The following is a 26,184-nucleotide window of genomic DNA, read 5'->3' on the forward strand; positions in this document are numbered from 1 at the left end:
AGTTTTGTGCTGGGGACATGTAACTTGCTTAAGCGTTTTATGGGATTTTCTCTTATTCAATATTTTTAAGAAATTCAATAGCCCAATTAACGCCAAACCCTGTAATTTCACTGTTAACCGCACCCAATCCCCCTTTGTGATTGCTTGCGGATAAATCTACGTGCAGCCAGGGTGTGTTCTGTATGAATCGTTTTAAAAAGCATGCTGCAAGAATATGATCAAAATCCCCGTCTAATTGACATTGTTTGATATCGGCGATATCGCTTTCAAGACTTTCCTCATAATCTGCATCCATCGGAAAAGCACAAACACGTTCTCCACTTCTCGTTCCCGCGACAATAGCTTTCTGGCATAAATCATCTTGATTGCTGAAAATCCCGCTATACCGGGATCCCAAGGCTGTTTTCATGCTGCCTGTTAAAGTGGCAAAGTCGATGATCAGATCAGGCTTTTGTTGACTCGCCAAAGTCAAGGTATCTGCCAAAACCATTCGACCTTCAGCGTCAGTGTGTACGATTTCAATCGACAATCCGTTTAATGCCGAAATAATATCGTTTTGTTTATAGGCACGCGGACTGATATGGTTTTGTGCAATGGCAAGCCAACAATCGATTGTGACAGGTATTTCGGCACGTGTGGCTGCAAGCAGAATGCCTAAAGCGACGGCGGAACCATTCATATCTTCGTGCATGCCCTGCATATAGCGAGCTGGTTTTATATTGTAACCGCCAGTATCGAAGCAAATGCCTTTACCCACAATCGCAATATTTTTATTTTGGGAGCCAGGCCTGCAATTATGCTGTAGATGCACAATAGCGGCATCTTCTGTGTCGCTTCCTTGTGCTACCGCGATGAAAGCGCCTGCTCCCATTTCTTTCAATTTATTAAAATCAAATTCTTGATACTTCCATCCTTCATTTTCAGCCAGTTTCTTAATTTGTTGTCGATAAGTCTTGGGCATTAATTCATTTGCAGGAAGAGCAGTTAATCCGCGCGCTAATAAATTTCCTTCTGCTAATGCACGTTGCAAGGAAAAATTGTTAGCATCTTGATAGCCATATAGAAACATCTTAGCCAGCGGCTTTCTGATCGGTTTATTTTTGCGTACCGGTAGTACAGCACCATTGATCCAAACGGTATAAACAGCCAGCTCGGCAAAGTTTCTTTTTTGCTGCAGGGTGCCATAAACAGCAATATGTATTTCATCCGGATTTTCTAGAAGCAGAGATTTTATTGCCTTGCGTAGGCACGTTTGTTGTTCAAAAATGGGTTTGTCAGTATCAATCATAACCCAACTGCATAATTCACCATTCTGGAGATTTGCGCTCACGGGTGTTTCGTCAAGATCTGTTAACTGCATATTGCGCCGCAAGAGTAATTTATTCAGCGGCTCTTCACCGGGAATACTATATTTCTTGGGTAACTTGTCTAACTTAGGAAGTACTACGAGAATATGAGGTGTTTTAATCGATTGATCAATGGGTGATATATTCTGGAAAAGGGATGCCAGCATTGAAAGCTTTCCTGTGAAATATTATTTTTTGTGTAGCGATATCGGGAGCCATTACAAAAAGAATGATTGCAGATAATATTGCTATTATATACGCGTTATGTATGTTGTGGCGGGGGATAGCCTGTTACAGGCAGATTAAAAAACATGAATAGGGGAGGGTTAAATACGAATGCGCCAGTATCTCGAATTAATGCAGCATGTTATGGATCACGGTTTTCAAAAAACAGATCGAACGGGTATTGGTACATTATCAATTTTCGGCCATCAGATGCGTTTTGATCTAAATGATGGTTTTCCGTTAGTCACAACCAAGAAATGTCATCTAAAATCAATCATTCACGAGCTATTATGGTTTATTCGAGGTGATACCAATGTACGTTATCTGCATAAGTATGGTGTTTCAATTTGGGATGAGTGGGCTGACGTAAATGGCAATCTGGGCCCTATTTACGGTCAACAATGGCGTTCCTGGATGAGCGCAGACGGACAGAAAATTGATCAGCTTCAACAGGTAATTAAACAGATTATAGATACACCTGATTCGCGTCGAATGCTGGTTTCTTCATGGAATGTAGGTGAATTGCACAGAATGCGATTGCCTCCATGCCACGCTCTTTTTCAATTCTATGTAGCCGATAATAAGTTATCGTGTCAGCTCTATCAGCGAAGCGCAGATATTTTTTTGGGAGTGCCATTTAATATCGCTTCGTATGCCTTGCTAACGATGATGATTGCGCAGGTTAGTAATCTCGGGGTGGGGGAATTCGTCCATACGTCAGGCGATGCGCATCTTTATCTGAATCATTTGGAACAAGCGCGCGAGCAGTTATCGCGTGAGCCACGGCCATTGCCCGTAATGAGATTAAATCCGATGATACGAACAATTTCTGAGTTTGAATACGAGGATTTTGTCTTGGAGGGCTATGATCCTCATCCACCAATCAAAGCACCTGTAGCCGTATGATTTCAATGTGTCTTTCAATCCTGGTTGCCATGGCTAAGAATCGAGTTATTGGCAGAAATAATCAATTGCCCTGGCATTTGCCGGCTGATCTGAAGCACTTTAAGCTCCTGACAATGGGGCAAACCATTGTGATGGGAAGAAAAACCTATGAGTCGATCGGTAGACCGTTACCCGGACGAGCAAATATTATTATTACCCGGCAATCAGGTTATGAAGTGCCGGGAGCAACTGTAGTGAATTCTCTTCAAGATGCCTTATTGATATGTGAAGAAAGTAGCGCGATCAATAATGAAAGCTTTATTATTGGTGGTGAGAAGCTATACCGGCAAACACTGGATATTTGTCAGAGAATGTATATTACTGAAATACAGAGTGATTTTGAAGGCGATGTGGTTTTTCCGGAATTTGATCGCAGCAACTGGGAAGAAATACAGCGCGATAAACATATATCAGTGAATGATGCGCAAATCGAATATCATTTTGTCATTCTTGAGCGTAAAGTATGACTCAAATATTCTTCAGGATTGACCTACGGTCCTTATAGATGATACGTACCAATATAAATGGTGAAATAGGCATCAAGTGCCATTTCACCATTTATCAGGATTATTGCTGTAGGTGCGAGTGATCGCGATTGCTCAGATCACTTTCACATCAGGTAAAGGAAATCCATTGAAATTACTTGCGTATGCGGTAGTGTAAGCGCCTGCGTTGGGTATATAAATGAAATCCCCTTCCTGTATATTATTGGGCAGCATCAGCTCATGCATCAGGATATCGACTGAATCGCAAGTGGGACCGGCAATTGACCAAGGAATGTTATTGCCCTCCCGGTCTGTCAGGATTTCATAGCGCAACCCTTCAGTCATTTCTATAACACCGCCAAACATGCCTGCATCCCAATACATCCATCGTTTTCCATTTCGAGTTGCGGTACCCACGACGCGACATACAAAATAAGCCGAATCGGATACCAGGTAGCGGCCTGGCTCCGCCATAACGTGGATGCTTTCCGGTAAATCGGCAATGGCGTCGTTGATAACTTCTGCGATCACTTCGATTGAAGGAATGGGTTTGACATGCCGCACAGGATAGCCTCCGCCAACATTTAGCAATCGGGGATTCAAGCCGACAAGCCGCATTTCAGCAAAGACTTTCTTTGCACGTTCGATACCAACGCGCCAATTTTGTGGATTACGGCATTGAGAACCGACATGGAAGGTAACGCCGGCCAGATCTGCTTTGAGCTTCACAGCTTCATGAATAATCTCATTAATATCGGCAAGATGCGTGCCAAATTTTCCAGCTAACGGCCAATCACTGCCAATATTCGGTGTATCAATACGCAAGTACATTTTAGCATCTGGCTTGATGCTGACTATTTTGCGTAATTCCTCAATGCTATCGAGCACATACCATTCAACCCCTTTGGCAGCGGCATATTCTATGTAAGTTCGGGATTTCATCGGATTACTATAAAATATTTCAGCAGCTGGGACGCCTAACTTAAGTAATAAGTCCAGTTCGGCGATAGAGGCGATTTCAAATCCAACGCCTTCATCGATTAAAGTATTCAGTACACGCTCATCAGGATTTGCTTTGACAGCATAATGTGGACGAACTCGAGGCATGGCAGCAATGAAACGTTGGGCTTTACGTCGGATGATGTTGCTGTCCACCAGTAAAAAAGGGCGTTGATAGCCTTTTTTCAGGATATCTTGAACGTGTTCAAAATTAAGACTAATTTCAGGATGGGTATCAAATAAGACTTCAGACTGATCGTATTTCTGAAGTGAAGATGAAAGCTTAGGCATGGTGTGCTCCTTTAAAAAAGCTACGTTTCAGGAATATGAACATTGACTAGATCAGCTGGTGCGATAAAGTTCTTTATACTTCTCATGATGACCTCCTCATCGATAAATTTACTGACGAATAAAATGCACGCATTATAGTCTGCATTTCAAGCAAAGCAAGTATTTTTTTAATATAAAAATATTTTGTCATATCAAATAATAGTCAACTATAAACAATGTGTTACATTAGGGGGAACGATCATTGCATTTGACGGTTGTTTTATAAAAAAGTTTAGATGAAGCTTAGGGTTTTCTGATAGCTTGTCAGTACCATTGTATATTTAGGTAACCATCTGTTTCTTCATTAAATTTAAAGTAAAACCGATTTTCTCCGCGATTAATGGTTTTTTGGCGCATGAATGGGCTAAAAGGTCCAGCAGCAGAGAATGATTGCTCGATTCTCAAATGCCCCGTACGTGGCGAAAAGAATTTCAGCATAAAATGTCCCGGACTTATTTCTTCTAAATGCGGAGCGAAAGGTTTTGCCAATGGCTCACCGATGAATAGACCCTGGCCCGGCCAGGCAACACTTTTCCAATAAGCCTCAAGCGCAGAGGCGCCTAATGCATACTGAAACATGGCCACTATGGGTGATGGGAATTTTTGTGAAAAACTACAAGGTTCAACAACGGTTCCATAGCTTGCTGTAGCTCCGGCCTCCAGCCAACGCAAGCTGCTCATTTGCGGAGAATCAGTCAACTTGCCGCCAGCCGAAGTTAAATGATCTGCTAAAGCACCCGGAAGAAAGCGCAGTGTTTCGATCATGGGTACTTTTTTCAAGCCGGTAAAGTAAAAAAGCACATCCTTACGCTCAGAAATGTAATCGGTTGTTAGTATTTGCATGGGAAATACGTTATCCAGTTCTTCCGCGGCTTGTGTAAAGCTGGCTGCCCGGCTGTTGCGTGCCTTGTCCGAAGTATTCATTAAATAAGCCCAGCCTTTGGGAAAGCTGTAGTCTGAGCGTATGCCGCGGTCGATCAATGCCTTGATGTGTTCGAAGGAAGCTCCGGCCAGCATCATCGCGGGGCGCAGCTTGTAATCGTCATAGGGATAAAGGCTGGGTGAATTAAAATAGGGGCTAAGAGCAGTCGATCCACAGGGCTTGGCGCAGTATCTCTTGTCGAAACCAAAGGCCAGCGCGGATGTTAACGACATGCAGCCAACCCGGTATGGCGTAGTCCAGGCAACAGCGAATGCCTGCACATGTTCAGGGGTAAGCTGGTCAATAGTGGTTTTTAGTTGCCTGAATTCCTTTGGGGTTATAACGCTACGTTCAGATGAGAAGCGTAATTTAATGATGTTTGTTTCAGGTATTTGCCTGGCTTGCAGGTAGTAATTGCCTATTTGCCGGGATAATGGATCGTTTTCATTAATGATGACTGCGATATCATTGGGTTCCAAACTTGTTCGCGGTAAGGAGATACGATTCTGCGCTTCTACCGGCAAAGCTGCGGAAAGAAGAATGAGCATCAGTGAGACGAAAAATTGTTGGATCAACGTTAGATTTTCTCGCGTTAGATCAAAGCGCTTCTGCGCTGATTAAGAAATACAACTTTAGATTTTTGGCAGCGTCACGCCATGCTGTCCTTGATATTTCCCGCCTCGGTCTTTATATGAGGTTTCACAAACTTCATCCGCCTCAAAAAATATTACTTGTGCAACACCTTCATTGGCATAGATTTTAGCCGGCAGGGGAGTTGTATTGGAGAATTCCAATGTGACATAGCCTTCCCACTCCGGTTCAAAGGGGGTGACATTGACGATGATGCCGCAGCGGGCGTAGGTGGATTTGCCCAGGCAAATGGTTAATATATTGCGCGGGATACGGAAATATTCGACGGTACGTGCCAGGGCAAACGAGTTTGGTGGAATGATGCATACATCATTTTTGACATCAACAAATGAGTTGGAGTCGAAATTCTTCGGATCAACAATCGTTGAGTTGATATTGGTGAACAACTTAAATTCATCCGAACAGCGGATATCGTAACCATAGCTTGATGTGCCGTAGGAAACAATGCGTTGATTATCCTTTTGGCGAATTTGATCGGGTTCGAATGGTTCAATCATGCCGTATTCCATGACCATGCGGCGTATCCATTTGTCTGACTTGATCGTCATGCTTTAGCAGCTCCTAGTCATTTTCCATAATGATTTTGGTGAACAATTCAGAATGATCTTCGGCACATTCGGCAACCTTGACGGCAACGCGCCGTGCAATCAACCGGTAGATTCCGGCTATTTCTCCATCCGGTTCAGCAACGACGCTGGGTTTCCCAGTATCCGTATGCTCGCGAATTTTGATATCGAGTGGCAAAGCACCGAGAAATTCCACATTGTAATCCTGACACATCTTTTCACCGCCGCCGGTGCCAAATATCGGTTCGGTATGCCCGCATTGCGAGCAGGTATGCGTGCTCATATTTTCGACGATGCCCAAAATCGGAATGCCTACTTTTTCAAACATTTTTAAGCCCTTGCGAGCGTCCAGTAAGGCAATATCCTGTGGCGTGGTGACAATCACCGCGCCGGTTACCGGTATTTTTTGCGCCAGCGTCAATTGAATATCGCCAGTGCCTGGCGGTAAATCAACAATTAAATAATCCAGATCTTTCCAATTGGTATCGTTCAATAATTGCTGCAAGGCTTGCGTAACCATCGGGCCGCGCCAAACCATCGGAGTCTCAACGTCAATCAGCAAACCGATCGACATCGCTTGAATACCATGCGCCTGCATCGGTTCCATGGTTTTGCCATCAAAAGACTCCGGATGACCCGTGATACCGAGCATTTGAGGTTGTGACGGTCCATAAATATCGGCATCCAGAATGCCTACGGAAGCGCCTTCCGCTGCTAATGCCAGAGCCAGATTGACTGCCGTCGCGGATTTTCCGACACCGCCCTTGCCGGATGCAACTGCGATGATATTTTTGATACCGGGAATCAGTTTGACGCCCCGTTGCACACCATGCGGAATAATTTTACTAGTCACTGTCACCTGGATATTTGCAATGCCGGGTATCGATCGTAAAGCCTCGCTGATCTGACTTTGCACCGTATTTTTAACGCTATTGGCGGGGTATCCCAATTCGATGTCAATCGCAGTATTGTTTTGTTCAACCCGGATCGAACGTACGGCTTTTGCGCTGATATAATCCTTGTCCGTGGTTGGATCAATGGTCTGAGAGAGAATCGTTTGTATTTGTTGTTCAGAAATAGTCACTACAAAACTCCTTATTACTGCCGGTTAGCGGCTAACAATTTAATAAGGGAATGGTAACAAATATCAGGAATGCGCACACAGTTTGTTACAATTGGCGTTTATTCAATCCGAGCTGTGAATAGCGAATGAGCAAGCGAAAAATTCTGGTTACTTCTGCACTTCCATACGCCAACGGCAGTATCCATTTAGGTCATCTGGTGGAATATATTCAAACCGATATCTGGGTGAGATTTCAGAAAATGCGCGGACATGAGGTCTATTATGTGTGCGCCGATGATACGCATGGTACGCCGATCATGTTGCGCGCGGAAAAAGAAGGCATTACACCGGAAGCTTTGATCGCGCGCGTCCACTCAGAGCACTTGGGGGATTTTAACGGGTTCCATATCCAATTCGACAATTACTACAGTACGCATTCAGCGGAAACACGGTATTTCTCCGAAGATATCTACGCCAAGCTAAAAGCGGCAGGTTTAATTACTGTGCGTGGCATTGAACAACTTTACGATCCGGTCAAAAATATGTTCCTGCCAGACCGGTTTGTCAAAGGCGAATGTCCGAAGTGTGGCGCTAAAGATCAGTACGGTGATTCGTGCGAGGTATGCGGCGCGGCGTATGCGCCGACCGAACTGAAAAATCCCTATTCCGCCGTATCGGGCGCAAAGCCGGTCAACAAATCATCCGAACATTATTTCTTTAACTTATCCGATCCGCGTTGCGTTGATTTTTTACGGCATTGGGCTTGTGAAGGTGATCATTTACAGCTAGAGGCCGCCAATAAAATGCGTGAATGGGTCGGCGAAGCGGGAGAAAACAAGCTTTCGGATTGGGATATTTCGCGCGATGCACCCTATTTCGGTTTTGAAATTCCCGATACACCCGGTAAATATTTTTATGTCTGGCTTGATGCGCCGGTGGGTTACATGGGCAGCTTCAAGAATTTATGCGAACGGGAAAAGATTCAGTTCGATGAATTTTGGCAACCGCAATCCAATGCGGAACTGTATCACTTCATCGGTAAGGACATTCTGTATTTCCATGCATTATTCTGGCCCGCGATGCTGCAAAATGCCGGATACCGCACGCCGACAAAGATTTTCGCGCATGGTTTTCTGACGGTGAATGGCGAAAAAATGAGCAAGTCGCGCGGCACGTTCATCACTGCGGAAAGTTATTTGAGACAGGGTTTGAATCCCGAATGGCTGCGTTACTACTACGCAGCCAAATTGAACAGCACGTTGGAAGACATCGACCTGAATCTGGAAGATTTTGTCGCTCGCGTCAACTCTGATTTGGTTGGTAAGTTTATTAACATTGCAAGCCGTTGCGCGGGTTTTATCAGCAAACGATTTGATGGCGGATTGGTTGATGGCGCGCAGTATCAAATTCTGCAACAGATGGTGAATGAGCATTTTGCCGCATGGAGGCCGGATGTTATTGAGCAGGCATTTGAGACGCGTGAATATTCTGCCGCCATTCGCCAAATCATGAAATTTGCTGACCAGGCGAACGAAATGATTCACCAGCTCGCGCCATGGGAAATCGCCAAAAATCCCGATCGCAGTGATGATTTGCAACGCACTTGCAGCCTTGGCGTTCAATTATTTTATTTGCTGGCGCGTTACTTGAAACCGGTCCTGCCGGCCACTGCGAAACAAATAGAAGCCTTCCTTAACTGCGCGTCTTTGACCTGGCCGCAGCTGCGCGACGATCAGCCGGTTTCCGATTTGTTGCTGCCTGCGGGCCATAAGATCAACATTTATCAGCATTTGATGACACGCATCGACACCAGACAAATCGATGCGCTAATCGCTGCCAACACGCAGAGCCTGGCGCCTGCCGTGCAAGATGCGCCGGTAAGACATGCGGAGAAGCAGCAACATGCGATTGCGCCGCTTGCCGGGACCATTTCCATCGACGACTTCAGTAAAATTGATTTGCGTATCGCTAAAATTGTCAATGCGGAACACGTGTCAGGCGCAGAAAAGCTATTGAAGCTAACGCTCGATATCGGCAGCGGGCAGCGTGTGGTTTTTGCCGGGATCAAATCCGCCTATGATCCGGAGCAACTCAAGGGACGCTTGACTGTGATGGTCGCCAATCTCGCGCCGCGGCAAATGAAATTCGGCTTGTCGGAAGGGATGGTGCTGGCCGCAAGCGATGGCAATCCGGGTGAGTTATTCATTTTATCACCCGATACCGGTGCGCAACCCGGCATGCGGGTCAAGTGACTGTATCCGCATGGCGCTGAATGCTTCTGTTGAACAGATCCAGCAACTGGAACTTAAGTTATTGCAAAGTGATCTGACGGCGCATCCTGGATTGATCGACGAATTGCTGGCGGAGAATTTTGAAGAAATCGATAGTCATGGAGTCATTCATACCCGGGATGAGGTGATTGGCTGGTTGCTCTGCAAGGACAAGAATATTCAATGGATTTTCAAGGATTTCCGCATTAAGCCATTAACGGGCGATATGGTGCTGGCGATTTATTCCTTGCACAAGCCGGATCGCGTTAATGACGCGGGATCCATCAGAACCTCAATTTGGCAGTACCGGGAAAACCGGTGGAAAATGGTTTTTCACCAGGCATCCAGGAAAAATTAACTTCTCGAATAACAGGAGCAACCCGTGGAACTCAATGCAGAGCAGCAATTCAAAGACATCCAGAACAATCTCGCGACCGTCCGGCAACGCATCGTCGATGCCTGCAAAAAAGCGGGGCGCGATCCTGCCAGCGTGCGGCTGCTGCCGGTTACCAAAACGGTTCCTGCAGAAAGACTGCGCATTGCCTACGCCGCCGGTTGCCACGAAATGGGCGAAAACAAGATTCAGGAAGCACGCGAAAAATCCGAGGTATTGAGCGATTTAAACATCAAATGGGCGGTCATCGGTCATTTGCAAACCAATAAAGCCAAATATCTGGCTCGCTTCGCCAATGAATTTCAAGCGCTCGATAGCCTTAAAGTTGCCGAGGAGCTCGACAAGCGGTTGCAAAATGAAGGACGGGCGATCGATGTTTATGTGCAGGTCAACAGTTCCGGCGAAGCCAGCAAGTTCGGTCTTCCTCCTGAAGAGGTATGCGCCTTCGTGCAGAAACTCCCCAGTTATTCATCGTTGCGCATCAAAGGATTGATGACACTGGCGATCTTTTCTTCCGATCACGATCGAGTGCGCGAATGTTTTGTCAAAATGCGTGAAATCCAGGCCATGCTGCGCCAGGAAGCGCCGGCTGGATTGTCATTTGACGAACTGTCAATGGGCATGTCGGGGGATTATGAATTGGCGATTGAAGAAGGCGCGACGGTGGTACGGGTTGGACAAGCGATATTCGGCAAGCGGCCGCTGCCGGATAGTCATTATTGGCCCGGAATGGGGTGACGTGATGCTGTGATCGAACAAGCCCGGATACTTCCCCGGGTTCATTTTCAGATTCTGCCGGTGTCATATCACCGGTTATCGTATGAATCCCCGGAAGTTACAGTGCCCAATAGGTGCATGAGTACCGGCAATAACAGGTTCTCCGGTTTGATAAATCCGATGTATTGTCATCTCGCCTGCTGGCACGGAATACGTATTGCTTGTATCCAGATTTACGCGCATCCCGATCATTTCTCATCAGCTTCCCGCACATCCTGTCAGAATTATCTGAATTGTCATTCAAGTGTTTTTGTGCCACAGTGCCTGATCTCGTCAACCTATTCTTATAAAAATAATTTAAATTAACGATTTGCGGTATGTGAAGAATATCCGGCCAGGTAAGCCGGATTGTCAAATCACCCGGTTCATGGCCAGGATGAAGGTGGAATCCCTGTCCATTGTAGATGACCGGAAAATCTCTTTTTATTCTTATTCCGGAGGTAAAAATAATGGCAACGACACGTATTAATTTATCCAGTCTGGGTGGCAGTAACGGTTTTCGACTGGATGGTGAAGCAGCGTATGATAAATCAGGCCGCTCAGTAAGCAGTGCGGGGGATGTGAACGGAGATGGATTTGGTGATGTGATTATTGGCGCTGCTGGTGCTGATCCGAATGGTAATAGTTCCGGTTCCAGTTACGTGGTATTCGGGCACGCATCGGGATTCGATGCGGTGATGGATTTATCCGGACTGGACGGCAGTAACGGTTTCCGCCTGGATGGTGAAGCAGCGCATGATAAATCGGGCCGCTCTGTGAGCAGTGCGGGGGATGTGAACGGAGATGGATTTGGTGATGTGATTATCGGCGCTTCTGGTGCCGACTCGAATGGCCGTTATTCCGGTTCCAGCTACGTGGTGTTTGGCAAGACATCCGGATTCGATGCGGTGATGGATTTATCCGGTATTGACGGCAGTAATGGTTTCCACCTGGATGGTGAAGCAGCGATAGATCGTTCAGGCCGCTCGGTGAGCAGTGCAGGAGATGTCAACGGAGATGGATTTGGTGATGTGATCATTGGCGCCCCTTATGCTGATCCGAATGGTCGTTATTCCGGTTCCAGTTACGTGGTATTTGGGCGCGCATCCGGATTTGATGTGGAGATGGATTTATCCGGTATTGACGGCAGTAATGGTTTTCGCCTGGATGGTGAAACGATATCTGATTATTCAGGCCGCTCGTTGAGCAGTGCGGGAGATGTGAACGGGGATGGTTTCGATGATGTGATTATTGGTGCTCCTGGTGCTGATCCGAATGGCAGCTATTCCGGTTCCAGTTACGTGGTATTTGGGCGCGCATCCGGATTCGATGCGGTGATGGATTTATCCGGTCTTGATGGTAGCAATGGTTTCCGCCTGGATGGTGAAACGATAAATGATGCTTCAGGCCGCTCGGTAAGCAGTGCGGGGGACGTCAACGGCGATGGCTTGGATGATGTAATCATTGGTGCTTCTGGTGCTGGCTCGAATGGTAGCTATTCCGGTTCCAGCTACGTGGTATTCGGGCGCGCATCCGGATTTGATGCGGTGATGAATTTATCCAGCCTTGACGGCAGCAATGGTTTGCGCCTGGATGGTGAGGCAGCGTTTGATTTTTCGGGTTTGTCTGTGAGCAGTGCGGGGGATGTGAACGGAGATGGCTTTGATGATGTGATTATTGGTGCTTCTGGTACTGATCCGAATGGTGATTTTTCAGGCTCCAGTTACGTGGTATTCGGGCGTGCATCCGGATTTGATGCGGTGATGGATTTATCCAACTTTGATAGCAGAAATGGTTTTCGCCTGGATGGTGAAGCAGCGTTTGATTTTTCGGGCCACTCGGTGAGCAGCGCGGGGGATGTGAACGAGGATGGGTTTGACGATTTGATTATTGGTGCTTTTGGTGTTGACTCGAATGGTGATATTTCCAGTTCCAGCTACATCATCTTTGGCCGCAGTGACTTAACCGGTGATGATGTGGATTTCCCCGGCGTGCCGGGAGATGATATTTTTACCGGCACATCCGCGGCGGAGCACTTTGAGGGTGGTCCCGATAATGACCACATGATCGGCCGTGGCGGCGCGGATTGGTTCGATGGTGGTGCAGGCAATGATTACATCCGCATATCGGATGATACCTTCCAGCGGGTCGATGGCGGTACGGGTACCGATACCCTGGGATTGGCCGGAAGCAACTTTAATCTGGATCTGTCCGGCGTGATCGATAAGATTCATGGGATTGAGACTATCGCTTTATACGGTGTTGGCGACAATACGCTGACGTTGACCGCGCAAGACGTCATCGATCTGTCGGATACGACGGATACCTTGAAGATCAAAGGCAATGCCGGAGACAGCGTGATCGGGCTAAGCAGCGGCTGGACCGATGGCGGCATTCGCGGTAATTTCCATGAATATACGCAAGGCGATGCGGTGATATTGGTCGGATTGGCTGTGACGATGGATTTCCCGATAGCCTGATTCGCCGTTCAACAACTATCCATTAGTTAGAAACAGGTCGGAAAATTTGCAATTTCTGGCCTGTTTTTGCAGGGCAACTGCCCGCATCGAATGCTTTTCCTAGCAAATTCCCCGCTGTATTTCAGGCGCCGCAGGCTTCCGTAAAACTTACGCAACTGTCAGAATTATCTGAATTGTCATCGAAGTATTTTTGTGTCACAGTGCCTGATCTCGTCAACCTATTCTTATAAAAATAATTTAAATAAACGGCTTGCGGTATGCGAGGGAATATTCTGCTGATAAGTAATCCAGTCATCAAATCACCCGGCTCAGGGTCTGGATGATGGCGAACATCCTTGGCAGTTGATGGATAACCTGCAAATCCTTTCTTGTTTTGGAGGTAAAAATAATGGCAACGACAAGTATCAATCTGGCTGATCTCGATGGCAGCAATGGTTTTCGTCTGAATGTAGAGGTGGGACATTCCTTACGTTCAGTCAGCAATGCGGGCGATGTGAATGGGGATGGTCTGGATGATCTGTCATTCAGCATTTATGGGGATTACAGTAGGAATTACAGTACCTCCAGTTACGTGGTGTTTGGCAAGGTTGAGGAATTTGAAGCGGATATGGATTTATCGGAGCTTGATGGCAGTAATGGTTTTCGCTTGGACCTGGATGGAGGACGTAGATTAAGTACTGCCGGGGATGTGAATGGGGATGGTTTTGATGATGTGATTATTGGAACTGGGATTTCCAGCTACGTGGTATTTGGCAAGGCGTCTGGATTTGAAGCGGAGATGGATTTATCGGGACTTGATGGAAGTAATGGTTTTCGTTTGAATAGAGAGGGTGATGCCAGTACCGCCGGGGATGTGAATGGAGATGGATTTGATGATGTGATTATCGGTAACTACGTGGTATTCGGCAAAGCGTCCGGATTTGAAGCGGAGATGGATTTATCGGAACTTGACGGCAGCAATGGTTTCCGCATGAAGGGAGCATATGGTGATATTTTAGGTGTATCGGTCAGCACTGCCGGAGATGTCAACGGAGATGGATTTGATGATGTGATTATCGGCACTCGCATTTTCTTCTCTGATGATGGTCCCGGCTATGTGGTATTTGGCAAGGCATCCGGATTTGAAGCGGATATGGATTTATCGGAGCTTGATGGCAGCAATGGTTTTCGTCTGGATGGAGAAATACGCTCTGTGAGCAATGCCGGAGATGTCAATGGGGATGGTTTCGATGATGTGATTGTGGGTGAACCTGGAGCTAGTCCGAATGGCAGGTATTCCGGTTCCAGTTACGTTGTATTTGGCAAGGTATCCGGATTCGAAGCCGGGATGGATTTGTCCGAACTTGACGGCAAGAATGGTTTTCGCGTGGATGGACTAGCAGCACGCGATTATTTAGGCGCCTCGGTCAGCGCGGCTGGAGATGTCAACGGTGACGGTTTTGATGACGTGATTATAGGTGCCCCTGATGCTAATCCGAATGGCCGTCAATCTGGTTCCAGTTACGTGGTATTTGGCAAGGCATCGGAATTTGATGCCACGGTAAATCTGATGCCTCTGGACGGGGTTTTGGAAGGTGGCCGTTCAGGTAGTTCGGTCAGTGGTGTGGGAGACGTAAATGGCGATGGGTTTGATGATTTGATGGTCGGTGCTGGCGGAGGAACAGTATCCTATGGAGGAAATGCTTATAATTCCTATTATACGCCCAGTTCCGGTTATGTGATATTCGGCAGCAGTGATTTTACCGATGGTAACGAAGTGGATTTCCCTGGTACGCCGGGAGATGATATTTTTACCGGCACCAAGGCGGCAGAGCGCTTTGAAGGCGGGGATGGCAACGATCGCATGATCGGCCGCGGCGGCGCGGATTCGTTCGATGGCGGTGCGGGCAACGATTACATCCGCATATCGGATGATACTTTCCAGTGGGTCGATGGCGGTTCGGGCACCGATATCCTGGGACTGGCCGGCAACGGGTTCAATCTGGATCTGTCTGGCGTGATCGATAAGATTCACGGCATCGAGACCATCGGTCTGTATGGCGTCGGGGATAATTCACTGACGTTGACCGCGCAGGATGTCATCGATCTGTCGGATACGACGAATACCCTGAAGATCAAAGGCAATGCCGGGGATAGCGTGGTTGGGTTGAGCAGCGGCTGGACCGATGGCGGCATTCGCGGTAACTTCCATGAATATACGCAAGGCGATGCGGTGATATTGGTCGGATTGGCTGTGACGACGGATTCCCTGATAACCTGACTCGCCATTCAACAACTATCCATTAGTTAGAAACAGGTCGGAAAGCTTGCATTTTCTGACCTGTTTTTGCAGGGCGACCGCCTGCACCGAACGCATTTCTTATCACCCTTCCCGCAATGTTTCAAACGCCACTTAGGCTTCCTGAAAACCTGCGCGCGCCATCGGAATTATCTGAATTGTCATCCAAGGTTTTTTGTATCACAATGCCTGATCTCGTCAATCTGTTCTTATAAAAATAATTTAAATAAATGATTTGCGGTATGTGAGGAATATACGGCTGGGTAAACGGAATCGTCACATCGTTCTTGCTCAGGGCAAGGATGAGAATGAAATCTCCGGTCATCGATGGATGACCGCAAATCTCTTTTTATTTAGGAGGTAATCATAATGGCAACGGCAAGTGTAAGGCCGACAACGATCAGCATCAATTTATCCAGCCTGGATGGCAGTAACGGTTTCCGGTTGGATGACAGAAGGTATTACTCTATAGGATCTTCAATCGGTGGTGCAGGTGATATCAATGGTGATGGTTTCGATGATATAGCGATTGGCAGATCCTTCGAAAAATATTATGAAGGAAGCTATGTGGTGTTCGGTAAGGCATCGGGTTTTGATGCCAGCATGGATTTGCTCCATCTGGGCGGTGAGGATGGTTTCCAGATTAACGTTAATCTCAATTACTCCAGTGTGAGCGGGGTGGGCGATATCAACGGTGATGGTTTCAACGATCTGGTTGTTATTGAAGAAACAAGGGAACGCAATTATGGCAGCATTGTTGTTAACAATGCCTATGTAGTCTTTGGCAAAGCAACCGGTTTTGGTGCCAGCCTGAATTTATCCAGTCTTGACGGTAGTAATGGATTTCGCCTGGAAGGCGGAACAGAGCATGAGTTTTTGGGTATATCTGTTGGTAGGACGGGAGATGTCAGCGGAGATGGTTTCGATGATTTTATTGTTAATAGTTATGATAATCCCAGCTATGTGGTGTTTGGTAAATCTTCAGGTTTTGATGCGACGCTGAGCATGTCCGATATTGATGGCAGCAATGGCTTCCGTCTGGATGGAGCAGGGGGTGGTTTTGCGACACGAATCGGCAGTATAGGGGATATAAACGGAGATGGTTTCGATGATGTGATTGTTAGCGCTGTTGATGCTAATTACGTGGTGTTTGGTAAGGCTTCGGGTTTTGATGCGGCGATGAATTTATCCGATCTTGACGGCAATAGCGGTTTTCGTCTGGATGGAGCGGGGGGATTCAGCGATGTAGGAGACATCAATAACGACGGATTTGATGATTTGATGATTACTCGTTCGTCTGCCAGTTACGTGGTATTTGGTAAATCTTCCGGTTTTGATGCAGCGATGGATTTATCCAAGATCGATGGCAGCAACGGTTTTGTTTTTATAAATGAAGGCGGATTCACGTTCAATAAGGCAGGAGACGTTAATGGCGATGGTTTTGACGATTTGATTATCGGTAACGGCAGAGCCGATCCGAACGGTGATGATTCCGGTTCCACCTACGTGATGTTTGGCAAGGCTTTGGGATTCGACGCCGAGATAAGGTTATCCGATCTTGACGGCAGCAATAGTGTCCGTTTCAATGGAGAAAGCCCGCGTGATTTAGCAGGCTTTGGCAGAGCTGCGGGAGATGTTAACGGTGATGGTTTTGATGATTTGATGATTGGCACTTCTACTGATTACGGCAATTCATTTTATGTGATCTTTGGCGCAAGCCAGTTTACCGGTACCGTAACCTATGTGGGTGTAACTGGGGATGGCGTGGCTACAGGCACTGCGGCTGCGGAACACTTCGATCCGAGCAATGGCAATGACTTGCTGATCGGCGGTGGCGGGGCGGATGTGATTTACGGAGGGAGCGGTGATGACATTATCCGGGTACCCGATCTGGATTTCCAGCGGGTTGACGGTGGTAGAGGGAACGATACACTGGGCCTGGATGGTGGCGGAATAAATCTGGATCTGATTGATGTCCGGGGAAGAATCAGTGGCATCGAAACGATTGATCTGAGTGGCAATGGCAATAATACACTGACTTTAACCACAGCGGGATTGCTTGCTCTGCCCAGCGATACTCCCGGTACTCTGATCGTCAAGGGTGATGCCGGCGATGAAATTGCTGTACGCGGCAATCGCTGGGTGGACGGAGGCCTTCAGGGAGGTGTCCAGGGTGGCTTCCATATGTATACGAAAAATGGAGCGGTATTGAAAGTGGATACCGCTGTGCGTGTCAATTTCTTAGATGCGGGTATCATCAATTTATCCGATCTGGATGGCAACAATGGTTTTCGCCTGGATGGGGTGGCGGAGCGTGATTCTTCAGGCAGCTCTGTCAGTAATGCGGGGGATGTGAATGGTGATGGCTTTGATGACTTGATTATTGGCGCTCCTCATGCTGATTCGAACGGAATTCTCTCTGGTTCCAGCTACGTGGTGTTTGGTAAATCGTCGGGTTTTGATGCCACAATGAACTTGTCCCATCTTGATGGAAATAATGGTTTCCGTCTGGATGGTGGAGCATTCGATCGTTCGGGTAATTCGGTCAGCGCTGCCGGGGATGTCAACGGCGATGGTTTTGATGACTTGATTATTGGTGCTCCTAATGCTAATCCGAATGGCGGTTATTACAGTGGCAGTTTCGGTTCCAGCTACGTGGTGTTTGGTAAATCGTCGGGTTTTGATGCCACAATGAACTTGTCCGATCTTGATGGCAGCAATGGTTTCCGCCTGGATGGTGAAGCAGCGTATGATTCTTCAGGCTCCTTTGTGAGCAATGCGGGGGATGTCAATGGCGATGGTTTTGATGATGTGATTATCGGTGCTTTTCGTGCTGAACCGAATGGCGATTTTTCCGGTTCCAGTTACGTGGTATTTGGCAGGCTATCCGGATTTGATGCGGCAATGAATTTATCCGGTCTCGATGGCAGCAATGGTTTTCGCCTGGATGGGGTGGCGAAGCGTGATTTTTCAGGCAACTCGGTGAGCAGTGCGGGGGACGTGAACGGGGATGGTTTTGATGATGTGATTATTGGTGCTCATGATGCTGATCCAAATGGTGACCGATCCGGCTCCAGTTACGTGGTATTCGGGCGCGCATCGGGATTTGATGCGGTAATGAATTTATCCGGTCTCGATGGCAGCAATGGTTTCCGCTTGGATGGTGAAGCAGAGCGTGATTATTCAGGCAGCTCTGTCAGTAGTGCGGGAGATGTCAACGGGGATGGATTTGGTGATGTGATTATTGGTGCTACTGGTGCCGATCCGAATGGCGATCGTTCCGGCTCCAGTTACGTGGTATTTGGAAAGGCATCCGGATTCGATGCCACGATGAATTTATCCGGTCTGGACGGCAGTAACGGTTTCCGCCTGGATGGTGAAGCGGAATTTAATTTTTTAGGCGGCTCGGTAAGCGGCGCGGGGGACGTCAATGGCGATGGCTTCGATGATTTGATTATTGGTAGCTCCGGCTCCAGTTACGTGATATTTGGCAAGGCTTCAGGCTTTGATGCAGCGATGGATTTATTCAGCCTTGACGGCAGCAGCGGTTTCCGTTTGGGTGAAGCAGCGGATGATTTTTCAAGCTCTTCTGTGAGCAGCGCGGGGGACGTCAATGGCGATGGGTTTGACGATTTGATTGTCGGTGCTTCCCGTGATGACCCGAATGGTATTTATTCCGGATCCAGCTACATCATCTTTGGCCGCAGCGATTTTACCGGTAATGATGTGGATTTTCCCGGCACGCCCGGCGATGATATTTTCACCGGCACCAAGGCGGCGGAGCGCTTTGAAGGCGGCGCCGGCAACGATCGCATGATCGGCCGCGGTGGCGCGGATTGGTTCGATGGCGGTGCGGGCAACGATTACATTCGCATATCGGATGACACCTTTCAGTTTGTCGATGGCGGTTCCGGCACCGATATCCTGGGACTGGCTGGCAGCAACTTTAATCTGGATCTGTCCAGCGTGATCGATAAAATTCACGGTATCGAGACTATCGGCCTGTATGGCGTCGGGGATAATTCACTGACCTTGACCGCGCAGGACGTCATCGATCTGTCGGATACGACGAATACCTTGAAGATCAAAGGCAATGCCGGGGATAGCGTGGTTGGGTTGAGCAGCGGCTGGACCGATGGCGGCATTCGCGGTAACTTCCATGAATATACGCAAGGCGATGCGGTGGTGCTGGTCGGGGTGGCTGTGACGACGGATTTCCCGGTGGTCTGACAAGCGATGGATCAAAAAGCGTGCCGGATAATTTTTCAGTGATGCGCAGGTTGTAAACAAAAATACATCAGCAGGGAAGCCTCCAGCTTTGCCGGAGGTAATCCAATTGATCTCGATTCCTGCTGAGTTATGCTGCCTGACTATCGCCTCTGGCAGGCGGCAGCGGATGAGTATGATTCGAACCGGTAGTTTCCGGGATAACCAGGGCGGCTATTGATTCATGATGAGGATTTGTCCGCAGATTGGTACAGTTTGCGGTGTTCCTCACTGCAAAAGAATGGTTCTTTTTCTCCGATGGCTTCCTGCCGTGGTACAAGCAGGTTGCAGTGCGCGCACTGAACGAGTTCTCCGGAACCCGAATCTACAGATTTGTTTTCCGGTTCATGAGATTGTTGCTTGGTTTCAGTTTCGTTTTTTTTCGATTCCTCAGTGTTATCAGCCGCCCAGTTGGCTTGCCGGTAATCGTGCCCGGATTCGTTATTTTTGAATCGAAGCGGTTCATTCAGGAAAATGTCTTTATAACTCACATAAATGGAAGTGAAAATTGTCGGGATCAGAATCACCAGCCCCACGCCGTAGGGCATTATGCTGAGAATGGTCAGGAGGATGAGCGTGATGCCATAGAGCTGGAAAGGTATGAAGTTTCTTAAGCAAGCAAAGAAGCTTTTCTGCATTGCAACGATGGGTGGAGTATTGTGAAAAATTACCAATAGCGGGGAAAACCAGGAAGCCATCATGAGCGGAATGGAAAGCGCTAATGTGAGCAGTGACGCTGTAAGAAAATTGCTCATTACGCCCATGAGCTCGCTTTCGTCGACTCGTTTTCCATATAGCAGCATATCCGTCATTTGAGAGCCTCCGATCAGGATGACCAGGCCAATAATCAGGATTTGCCCGATCAGATAAATGCCGCCGATCGTGATTAATGGCACCGGATTGGTTTTGAATGCCATGAATAGATACGATATATCCAAGGGTTTGCCCTGTTCCATGTCCTTGCAGCCCAGCATGATACCGGCCAGAAAGACGGGTGAAACCAGAGTGAAAATAAATTTCCCCAGTAATGGCACCAATGACATGGTTATGGCGATGAACATCAAGGAAAAGCACACAAATACCCAGGCCAGTGGCGCTTTGCGGAACAGATAGAAGCCGCTCAAGATCCATTGTAATCCTTGTTTTGCGCTAACTTGATGAATTTCCATTGATGTTTCTCCAGTTGAATTCGATGAATAATAGTATGAATAATGATTTACAGCCAAAGTTGCCGCAGTTTTATCGAGTCTGCGGCATGATTTTCCAATATTTCCCGGAAATGTGCCGGGTCTTTGGCATGCGTTAATTCTCCTGAGCGTGGTAAATGATAGTCGTATAGCCGGGAAATCCAGAAACGTAATGCGCCCGCGCGCAGTATGGCAGGCCACGCGTCGTGTTCGGCCGCAGTGAGCGGACGGATATCGTGATAGGCTTGCAGCAGGGAAAGTGTGCAGATTTCATCCAGAGTTTTGTTTTGAGTCATGCACCAGTCATTTACCGTAATAGCCAGGTCGTATAGGAAATTATCATTGCAGGCAAAATAAAAATCGATGACGCCGCCTATTGCATGATCGATAAACAGAATATTGTCGCGAAATAGGTCGGCGTGGATAATTCCATTGGGTAATGAGATGTTGTGTTGTGCCAGTTGAAAATCCAGTTCAGTCCGGAGCAAATGGTTTTCGGCATCGGATAAAAAAGGCGTGATTTCAGGTGCTCTGGCTTGCCACCAGGTTAATCCGCGAGGATTATTCATTTTTCCGTGATACGAATCTCCTGCCAAATGTATTCTGCCCAGAACAGTGCCGACTTCCGCGCATTGCATGGCGGTTGGATGGATCACCGATTGCCCGGACAAGCATGTAACAATCGTCGCTGGCTTGCCGTTCAGTTCGCCCAGTAACTTCCGGTCCAGCCGCGGGATTGGTGCAGGGCAGGGTATGTCATGTTGCGACAAATGTGCCATCAGATTCAGATAATACGGTAGTTCATGGCGGGTAAGTTTTTCAAAAAGAGTTAAAACAAATTTGCCTTGCGTGGTGGTGACCCAATAATTGGTATTTTCTATACCTGATGTGATGCCTTGTAAATGAGTGAGTTTCCCAAGTTCATAATCTTGTAACCAAATCGTAAGCTGGTTATCGGTAACAGGTGTGAAAACAGACATGAATTAGCAGAAAATAAAAGCGCGAAAGTAGAAATACCGGTTATTCATGGAATATAGATCTCTGCATGCTGATTATCATCAGAATCTCAATATTTGCCACATGGGCGGATTGACATCAATGCCGCCTTCACCCGCATGGTCGTGATGACTCCTGACAGGATTCTTTTTCAGATAGTAAGGGGGGCCAATACGCGGAATCACCTTGATCATCAGAAGTTCGCCGTTCACGCGGTGCTCTTCAATAACATCCTCGCCACGTTTAATAATGGTGACTTCGGTTTCCAGCTCGGGGTCTGCGGGAATCTCGGGAAGCAGCGGTGAAGAATCGGTTTCAGGGGGTAACTCTGGAACCTCGGGCAAGGGTATAAGATTGTCGGGGTGCTTGGATTTCTTCGATTGCTGAGGATGTTCTGATTCTGCCATCGCAGGCAGTATCGAACATAGTGATACAATTAAAATAAGTCGGTACAGATGCATGAGTGATTCCCGGCGGGTCAGGATACCCGTATTTTACCTAAAATCGCTGTTGAGGGTTACAAATTGAATTGAATTTCTCGTTCAGCAGCGGATGGCTCGAATCCACTGGTTTCATAATATTGGAAAATTGCACTGACAATTTGTTCGGGTTCATCGATAATTTGAATCAGATTCATATCATCGGTTGAGATAAAACCTTCAGTAATCAACGCATGCCGGAACCAGTCGAGCAAACCGTTCCAGAATTCTGAATAAACGAGGATGATAGGCATTTTACGGGTTTTTCCCGTTTGCACCAGGGTTAACGCCTCCATAAGTTCATCTAATGTTCCGAAGCCGCCGGGAAGGACGACGTAAGCGGTGGCAAATTTGACAAACATATATTTGCGGACAAAGAAATGCCGAAAACTTTGACTGATATCCTGAAATGCATTGCGATGTTGTTCGTGTGGCAATTGGATGTTTAAACCGATGCTGGGTGATTTTCCGTAATAAGCGCCTTTATTTGCAGCTTCCATGATACCCGGGCCGCCGCCGGAGATTACAGAAAAGCCGGCGTCAGAAAGTTGTTTGGCAATTTGCTCGGCTAATTTATAGTGTGGGCTGTTGGGATGGGTACGCGCGCTGCCAAAAATGCTGACAGCGGGCTGAATGGTGTCGAGCCGTTCTGTTCCTTCTACAAATTCTGCCATAATTCCAAACATGCGCCATGACTCTCTGGCTGACCAGGGTTTATCCATAGACGGGGGTACGGCTGGTTTAGGTTTATCTCGCAAGCTCATAGGAAATTTATAAATGAAAACAGTGTTGCTGGTTGATGGTTCATCTTATTTATACCGTGCTTATCATGCATTGCCTGATTTACGTAATCGCAATAATGAACCAACGGGCGCTATTCATGGTGTTCTCAATATGCTGCGGCGTTTGCACAAGGATTACCACGCGGATTATAGCGCGTGTGTGTTTGATGCAAAAGGTAAAACTTTCCGGGACGAGATCTATTCTGAGTATAAAGCACATAGACCGCCTATGCCTATGGAGCTGGCGGCCCAGATCGAACCCTTGCATGCCTGTATCCGTGCTATGGGCTGGCCGATGTTGATTATTGACGGAGTGGAGGCGGATGATGTCATCGGTACCTTGGCGAGACGGGCAGTCGAAGCTGATATGCGGTGCATCATCTCCACCGGAGACAAAGATATTGCGCAGCTGGTGAATTCTCATATTTCATTGGTCAATACCATGAGTAATGAAGTACTCGATGAAGCGAGCGTGTCAGCCAAGTTTGGTGTGCCGCCGGAACGCATGCTGGATTACCTGATGCTGGTAGGCGATACGTCAGACAATGTTCCCGGTGTGCACAAGGTAGGGCCCAAAACAGCCGTCAAATGGCTGACGCAATATGGATCATTGGATAACATCATTGAGCATGCCGATGAAATCAAAGGCGCAATAGGTGATAATTTACGCAAGGCATTGGATTGGTTCGATACCGCGCGCCAGTTAATCACTATCAAATGTGATGTGGATCTGCCGGTTAAAATCACGGATCTGGCCCTGCAGCCTCAGGATACCGGACAACTGGCACGGCTTTACGAGCAGCTGGACATGAAGACGTCGTTGCGTGAATTACGTCAACAGGAAGGGATTGCGAATTCGAATCAACCGGGATCAGCCACTGTGAGTGAAAACCAGCTGGCTGCAGGTGATGGCGGAAATGATAAAGCCGTTATGGGTCAATCAGTCACTTATCAAACGATCTTTACCGATGCGGAATTGGATGATTGGTTAACTCGATTGGATGCGGCGCAGCTGGTATCGATCGATAGTGAAACAACCAGTCTGAATCCAATGCAGGCAAAACTGGTGGGTATTTCGTTTTGCGTTGAGAGCCATCATGCGGCATACCTTCCATTGATGCATAGGTATCCCGGGGCGCCGCAGCAACTTTCGTTTGATAGCGCGTTAAAAAAACTTAAGCCGTGGCTGGAGAGTGCAACAAGGCCCAAATTGGGACAGAATTTAAAATACGATAAACATGTTTTTGCCAACCATGACATCCAGTTGAATGGTATTGCTCATGATACATTGCTGCAATCCTATGTGCTGGAATCCCATCGTTCTCATAATATGGATAGTTTGGCGTTACGCCATCTCGATGTTAAGACGATCAGTTATGACGATGTTACCGGGAAAGGCGTCAAGCGTATCGGATTTGATGAAGTAGCGATTGATACCGCCACGCAGTATGCTGCGGAAGATGCGGATATCACGTTCCGTTTGCATCAGGCGTTGTATCCCAATATCCAAAGTAACGCGCAATTGAATTACATCTATCGTGAAATAGAAATGCCGATACTGAATGTGTTATTTGAAATTGAGAGAAATGGCGTTTTATTGGACTACAAACTGTTACAAAAGCAGAGTCACGAGCTGGGTGAAAAATTGCATGCACTGGAACAACAAGCCTATGCCCTCTCCGGACAGCCGTTCAACTTGAATTCACCCAAGCAGATACAGGAAATTTTGTTTCACCAGCTTAAATTACCGATTGTCAAAAAAACACCTACGGGTGTCCCTTCTACCGATGAAGACGTGCTGCAGCAGCTTGCATTGGATTACCCATTACCGAAGCTATTACTTAATTATCGTAGTTTATCTAAATTGAAATCCACATATACTGACAAATTACCGCTCATGATGGATCGCAATACCGGGCGGGTGCATACCAATTATTCCCAAGCCGTTGCTGTGACCGGCCGCCTGGCCAGTTCGGATCCTAATCTGCAAAATATTCCAGTGCGTACCAGCGAGGGCCGCAGAATTCGTGAAGCGTTTATAGCCCCGGCGGGATACCGGATTATTTCAGCCGATTACTCACAGATAGAATTACGCATCATGGCGCATATTTCTCAAGATGAAGGTCTGTTAAAAGCGTTTGCGGCCGGGGAAGATATTCATAGCGCAACGGCTGCAGAAATTCTGGGAATTCCCCTGCATCAGGTCGATCAAGAGCAGCGTCGCTATGCTAAGGTGATTAATTTTGGCTTGATTTATGGTATGTCTGAATTCGGTTTGGCGGCGCAATTGGGCATTGAGCGTAGTGCTGCCCGTGCTTATATGGAACGTTATTTTGCCCGGTATCCGGGAGTGGAGAGATATATGCAGCAAACCCGCGAGAAAGCCAGACGGCTGGGTTATGTTGAAACCGTACTGGGACGCAGGCTATGGTTGCCCGAGATTAACAATGCCAATGGCAATCGCCGGCAAGGGGCGGAACGGGCTGCCATTAATGCACCCATGCAGGGCACTGCCGCCGATATTATCAAGCTGGCAATGATCGCGGTACGCAGCTGGCTACACAAGGAAAAATTACGCAGCAAGCTGATTATGCAGGTCCATGATGAACTGGTTCTGGAGGTTCCGGATGATGAAGTTGCATTAATGAAATCCGGCCTGCCGGAATATATGGGCAATGTTTTGCAGCTTGATGTACCGCTGGTAATTGAGATCGGAGCCGGAGATAATTGGGAACAGGCGCACTAGAAAACTATATGCACTTGC

At 47.4% G+C, this 26,184-nt stretch carries 18 protein-coding genes; 9 read left to right on the forward strand and 9 right to left on the reverse strand.

Features of this window, described 5'->3' with window-relative positions:
- Positions 1–52: 52 nt before the first annotated feature.
- On the reverse strand, positions 53–1,513 hold the full coding sequence (locus C4S39_RS06480; protein WP_103966223.1) for a M17 family metallopeptidase: 1,461 nt from the start codon (positions 1,511–1,513) through the stop codon (positions 53–55).
- A gap of 169 nt (positions 1,514–1,682) precedes the next feature.
- On the opposite strand from C4S39_RS06480, the gene C4S39_RS06485 reads away from it, so the two are divergent.
- Positions 1,683–2,477 carry a thymidylate synthase gene (locus C4S39_RS06485; protein WP_103966224.1) on the forward strand — a complete coding sequence of 265 codons (795 nt, stop codon included), beginning with the start codon at positions 1,683–1,685 and terminating at the stop codon, positions 2,475–2,477.
- Complete coding sequence (locus C4S39_RS06490; protein WP_103966225.1) at positions 2,474–2,983, forward strand: dihydrofolate reductase; 510 nt, start codon at positions 2,474–2,476, stop codon at positions 2,981–2,983. The genes C4S39_RS06485 and C4S39_RS06490 overlap by 4 nt, the downstream gene beginning before the upstream one ends.
- 132 nt (positions 2,984–3,115) lie before the next feature.
- On the opposite strand, the gene C4S39_RS06495 is transcribed toward C4S39_RS06490, so the two are convergent.
- From C4S39_RS06495 to apbC, 4 genes are all read right to left on the reverse strand, one after another.
- Entirely contained in the window at positions 3,116–4,291 is a 1,176-nt protein-coding gene (locus C4S39_RS06495) for a type III PLP-dependent enzyme (RefSeq protein WP_103966226.1), read from the reverse strand.
- 303 nt (positions 4,292–4,594) lie between these two features.
- Complete coding sequence (locus C4S39_RS06500; RefSeq protein WP_103966227.1) at positions 4,595–5,827, reverse strand: TIGR03790 family protein; 1,233 nt, start codon at positions 5,825–5,827, stop codon at positions 4,595–4,597.
- A gap of 57 nt (positions 5,828–5,884) precedes the next feature.
- Positions 5,885–6,451 carry a dCTP deaminase gene (gene dcd, locus C4S39_RS06505; protein ID WP_103966228.1) on the reverse strand — a complete coding sequence of 189 codons (567 nt, stop codon included), beginning with the start codon at positions 6,449–6,451 and terminating at the stop codon, positions 5,885–5,887.
- Positions 6,452–6,464: 13 nt separating this feature from the next.
- Positions 6,465–7,553: an iron-sulfur cluster carrier protein ApbC gene (gene apbC / locus C4S39_RS06510; protein ID WP_103966229.1), complete on the reverse strand. Its 1,089-nt coding sequence runs from the start codon at positions 7,551–7,553 to the stop codon at positions 6,465–6,467.
- Between the two features lie 125 nt (positions 7,554–7,678).
- On the opposite strand from apbC, the gene metG reads away from it, so the two are divergent.
- From metG to C4S39_RS06545, 6 genes are all read left to right on the forward strand, one after another.
- Positions 7,679–9,784: a methionine--tRNA ligase gene (metG, locus tag C4S39_RS06515; protein WP_103966230.1), complete on the forward strand. Its 2,106-nt coding sequence runs from the start codon at positions 7,679–7,681 to the stop codon at positions 9,782–9,784.
- A 10-nt stretch (positions 9,785–9,794) separates the two neighbouring features.
- A complete protein-coding gene (locus tag C4S39_RS06520) occupies positions 9,795–10,160 on the forward strand; it encodes a nuclear transport factor 2 family protein (RefSeq protein ID WP_181023769.1) in 366 nt (121 codons plus the stop codon).
- 24 nt (positions 10,161–10,184) lie between these two features.
- Entirely contained in the window at positions 10,185–10,934 is a 750-nt protein-coding gene (locus C4S39_RS06525; protein WP_103966232.1) for a YggS family pyridoxal phosphate-dependent enzyme, read from the forward strand.
- A 488-nt stretch (positions 10,935–11,422) separates the two neighbouring features.
- Positions 11,423–13,432 carry an integrin alpha gene (locus C4S39_RS06530; RefSeq protein ID WP_103966280.1) on the forward strand — a complete coding sequence of 670 codons (2,010 nt, stop codon included), beginning with the start codon at positions 11,423–11,425 and terminating at the stop codon, positions 13,430–13,432.
- Between the two features lie 388 nt (positions 13,433–13,820).
- Complete coding sequence (locus tag C4S39_RS06535) at positions 13,821–15,692, forward strand: integrin alpha (protein WP_103966233.1); 1,872 nt, start codon at positions 13,821–13,823, stop codon at positions 15,690–15,692.
- 387 nt (positions 15,693–16,079) lie between these two features.
- The gene (locus C4S39_RS06545; protein ID WP_103966235.1) at positions 16,080–19,940 is read left to right on the forward strand and encodes a beta strand repeat-containing protein; all 3,861 of its coding nucleotides are present in this window, start codon (positions 16,080–16,082) and stop codon (positions 19,938–19,940) included.
- Between the two features lie 218 nt (positions 19,941–20,158).
- Here the strand turns inward: C4S39_RS06545 and C4S39_RS06550 are convergent, their stop codons facing one another.
- The 4 genes from C4S39_RS06550 to C4S39_RS06565 form a co-directional block, all read right to left on the reverse strand.
- Positions 20,159–21,145, reverse strand: coding sequence for a BPSS1780 family membrane protein (locus C4S39_RS06550; RefSeq protein WP_103966236.1), 987 nt, complete (start codon positions 21,143–21,145; stop codon positions 20,159–20,161).
- Between the two features lie 47 nt (positions 21,146–21,192).
- Positions 21,193–22,143, reverse strand: coding sequence for a homoserine kinase (locus C4S39_RS06555; RefSeq protein ID WP_103966237.1), 951 nt, complete (start codon positions 22,141–22,143; stop codon positions 21,193–21,195).
- 78 nt (positions 22,144–22,221) lie between these two features.
- Positions 22,222–22,566: a DUF2782 domain-containing protein gene (locus C4S39_RS06560; RefSeq protein ID WP_258039319.1), complete on the reverse strand. Its 345-nt coding sequence runs from the start codon at positions 22,564–22,566 to the stop codon at positions 22,222–22,224.
- Positions 22,567–22,676: 110 nt separating this feature from the next.
- Entirely contained in the window at positions 22,677–23,402 is a 726-nt protein-coding gene (locus C4S39_RS06565) for an LOG family protein (protein WP_103966239.1), read from the reverse strand.
- A gap of 13 nt (positions 23,403–23,415) precedes the next feature.
- Between C4S39_RS06565 and polA the strand changes: the two genes are divergently transcribed.
- The gene (polA, locus tag C4S39_RS06570) at positions 23,416–26,166 is read left to right on the forward strand and encodes a DNA polymerase I (protein WP_103966240.1); all 2,751 of its coding nucleotides are present in this window, start codon (positions 23,416–23,418) and stop codon (positions 26,164–26,166) included.
- Positions 26,167–26,184: the final 18 nt, after the last annotated feature.

Source organism: Nitrosomonas ureae (assembly GCF_900108305.1).
Taxonomy (GTDB): domain Bacteria; phylum Pseudomonadota; class Gammaproteobacteria; order Burkholderiales; family Nitrosomonadaceae; genus Nitrosomonas; species Nitrosomonas ureae_B.

What these genes read in the sequence shown, in the direction of transcription:
- C4S39_RS06535 (WP_103966233.1), top strand. Translation starts at nt 13,821, where the DNA reads ATGGCAACGACAAGTATCAATCTGGCTGATCTCGATGGCAGCAATGGT.
- metG (WP_103966230.1), top strand. Translation starts at nt 7,679, where the DNA reads ATGAGCAAGCGAAAAATTCTGGTTACTTCTGCACTTCCATACGCCAAC.
- C4S39_RS06495 (WP_103966226.1), bottom strand. Translation starts at nt 4,291, where the DNA reads ATGCCTAAGCTTTCATCTTCACTTCAGAAATACGATCAGTCTGAAGTC.
- C4S39_RS06490 (WP_103966225.1), top strand. Translation starts at nt 2,474, where the DNA reads ATGATTTCAATGTGTCTTTCAATCCTGGTTGCCATGGCTAAGAATCGA.
- C4S39_RS06530 (WP_103966280.1), top strand. Translation starts at nt 11,423, where the DNA reads ATGGCAACGACACGTATTAATTTATCCAGTCTGGGTGGCAGTAACGGT.
- C4S39_RS06555 (WP_103966237.1), bottom strand. Translation starts at nt 22,143, where the DNA reads ATGTCTGTTTTCACACCTGTTACCGATAACCAGCTTACGATTTGGTTA.
- dcd (WP_103966228.1), bottom strand. Translation starts at nt 6,451, where the DNA reads ATGACGATCAAGTCAGACAAATGGATACGCCGCATGGTCATGGAATAC.
- C4S39_RS06480 (WP_103966223.1), bottom strand. Translation starts at nt 1,513, where the DNA reads ATGCTGGCATCCCTTTTCCAGAATATATCACCCATTGATCAATCGATT.
- C4S39_RS06485 (WP_103966224.1), top strand. Translation starts at nt 1,683, where the DNA reads ATGCGCCAGTATCTCGAATTAATGCAGCATGTTATGGATCACGGTTTT.
- C4S39_RS06565 (WP_103966239.1), bottom strand. Translation starts at nt 23,402, where the DNA reads ATGAGCTTGCGAGATAAACCTAAACCAGCCGTACCCCCGTCTATGGAT.
- C4S39_RS06550 (WP_103966236.1), bottom strand. Translation starts at nt 21,145, where the DNA reads ATGGAAATTCATCAAGTTAGCGCAAAACAAGGATTACAATGGATCTTG.
- C4S39_RS06545 (WP_103966235.1), top strand. Translation starts at nt 16,080, where the DNA reads ATGGCAACGGCAAGTGTAAGGCCGACAACGATCAGCATCAATTTATCC.
- polA (WP_103966240.1), top strand. Translation starts at nt 23,416, where the DNA reads ATGAAAACAGTGTTGCTGGTTGATGGTTCATCTTATTTATACCGTGCT.
- C4S39_RS06520 (WP_181023769.1), top strand. Translation starts at nt 9,795, where the DNA reads ATGGCGCTGAATGCTTCTGTTGAACAGATCCAGCAACTGGAACTTAAG.
- C4S39_RS06560 (WP_258039319.1), bottom strand. Translation starts at nt 22,566, where the DNA reads ATGGCAGAATCAGAACATCCTCAGCAATCGAAGAAATCCAAGCACCCC.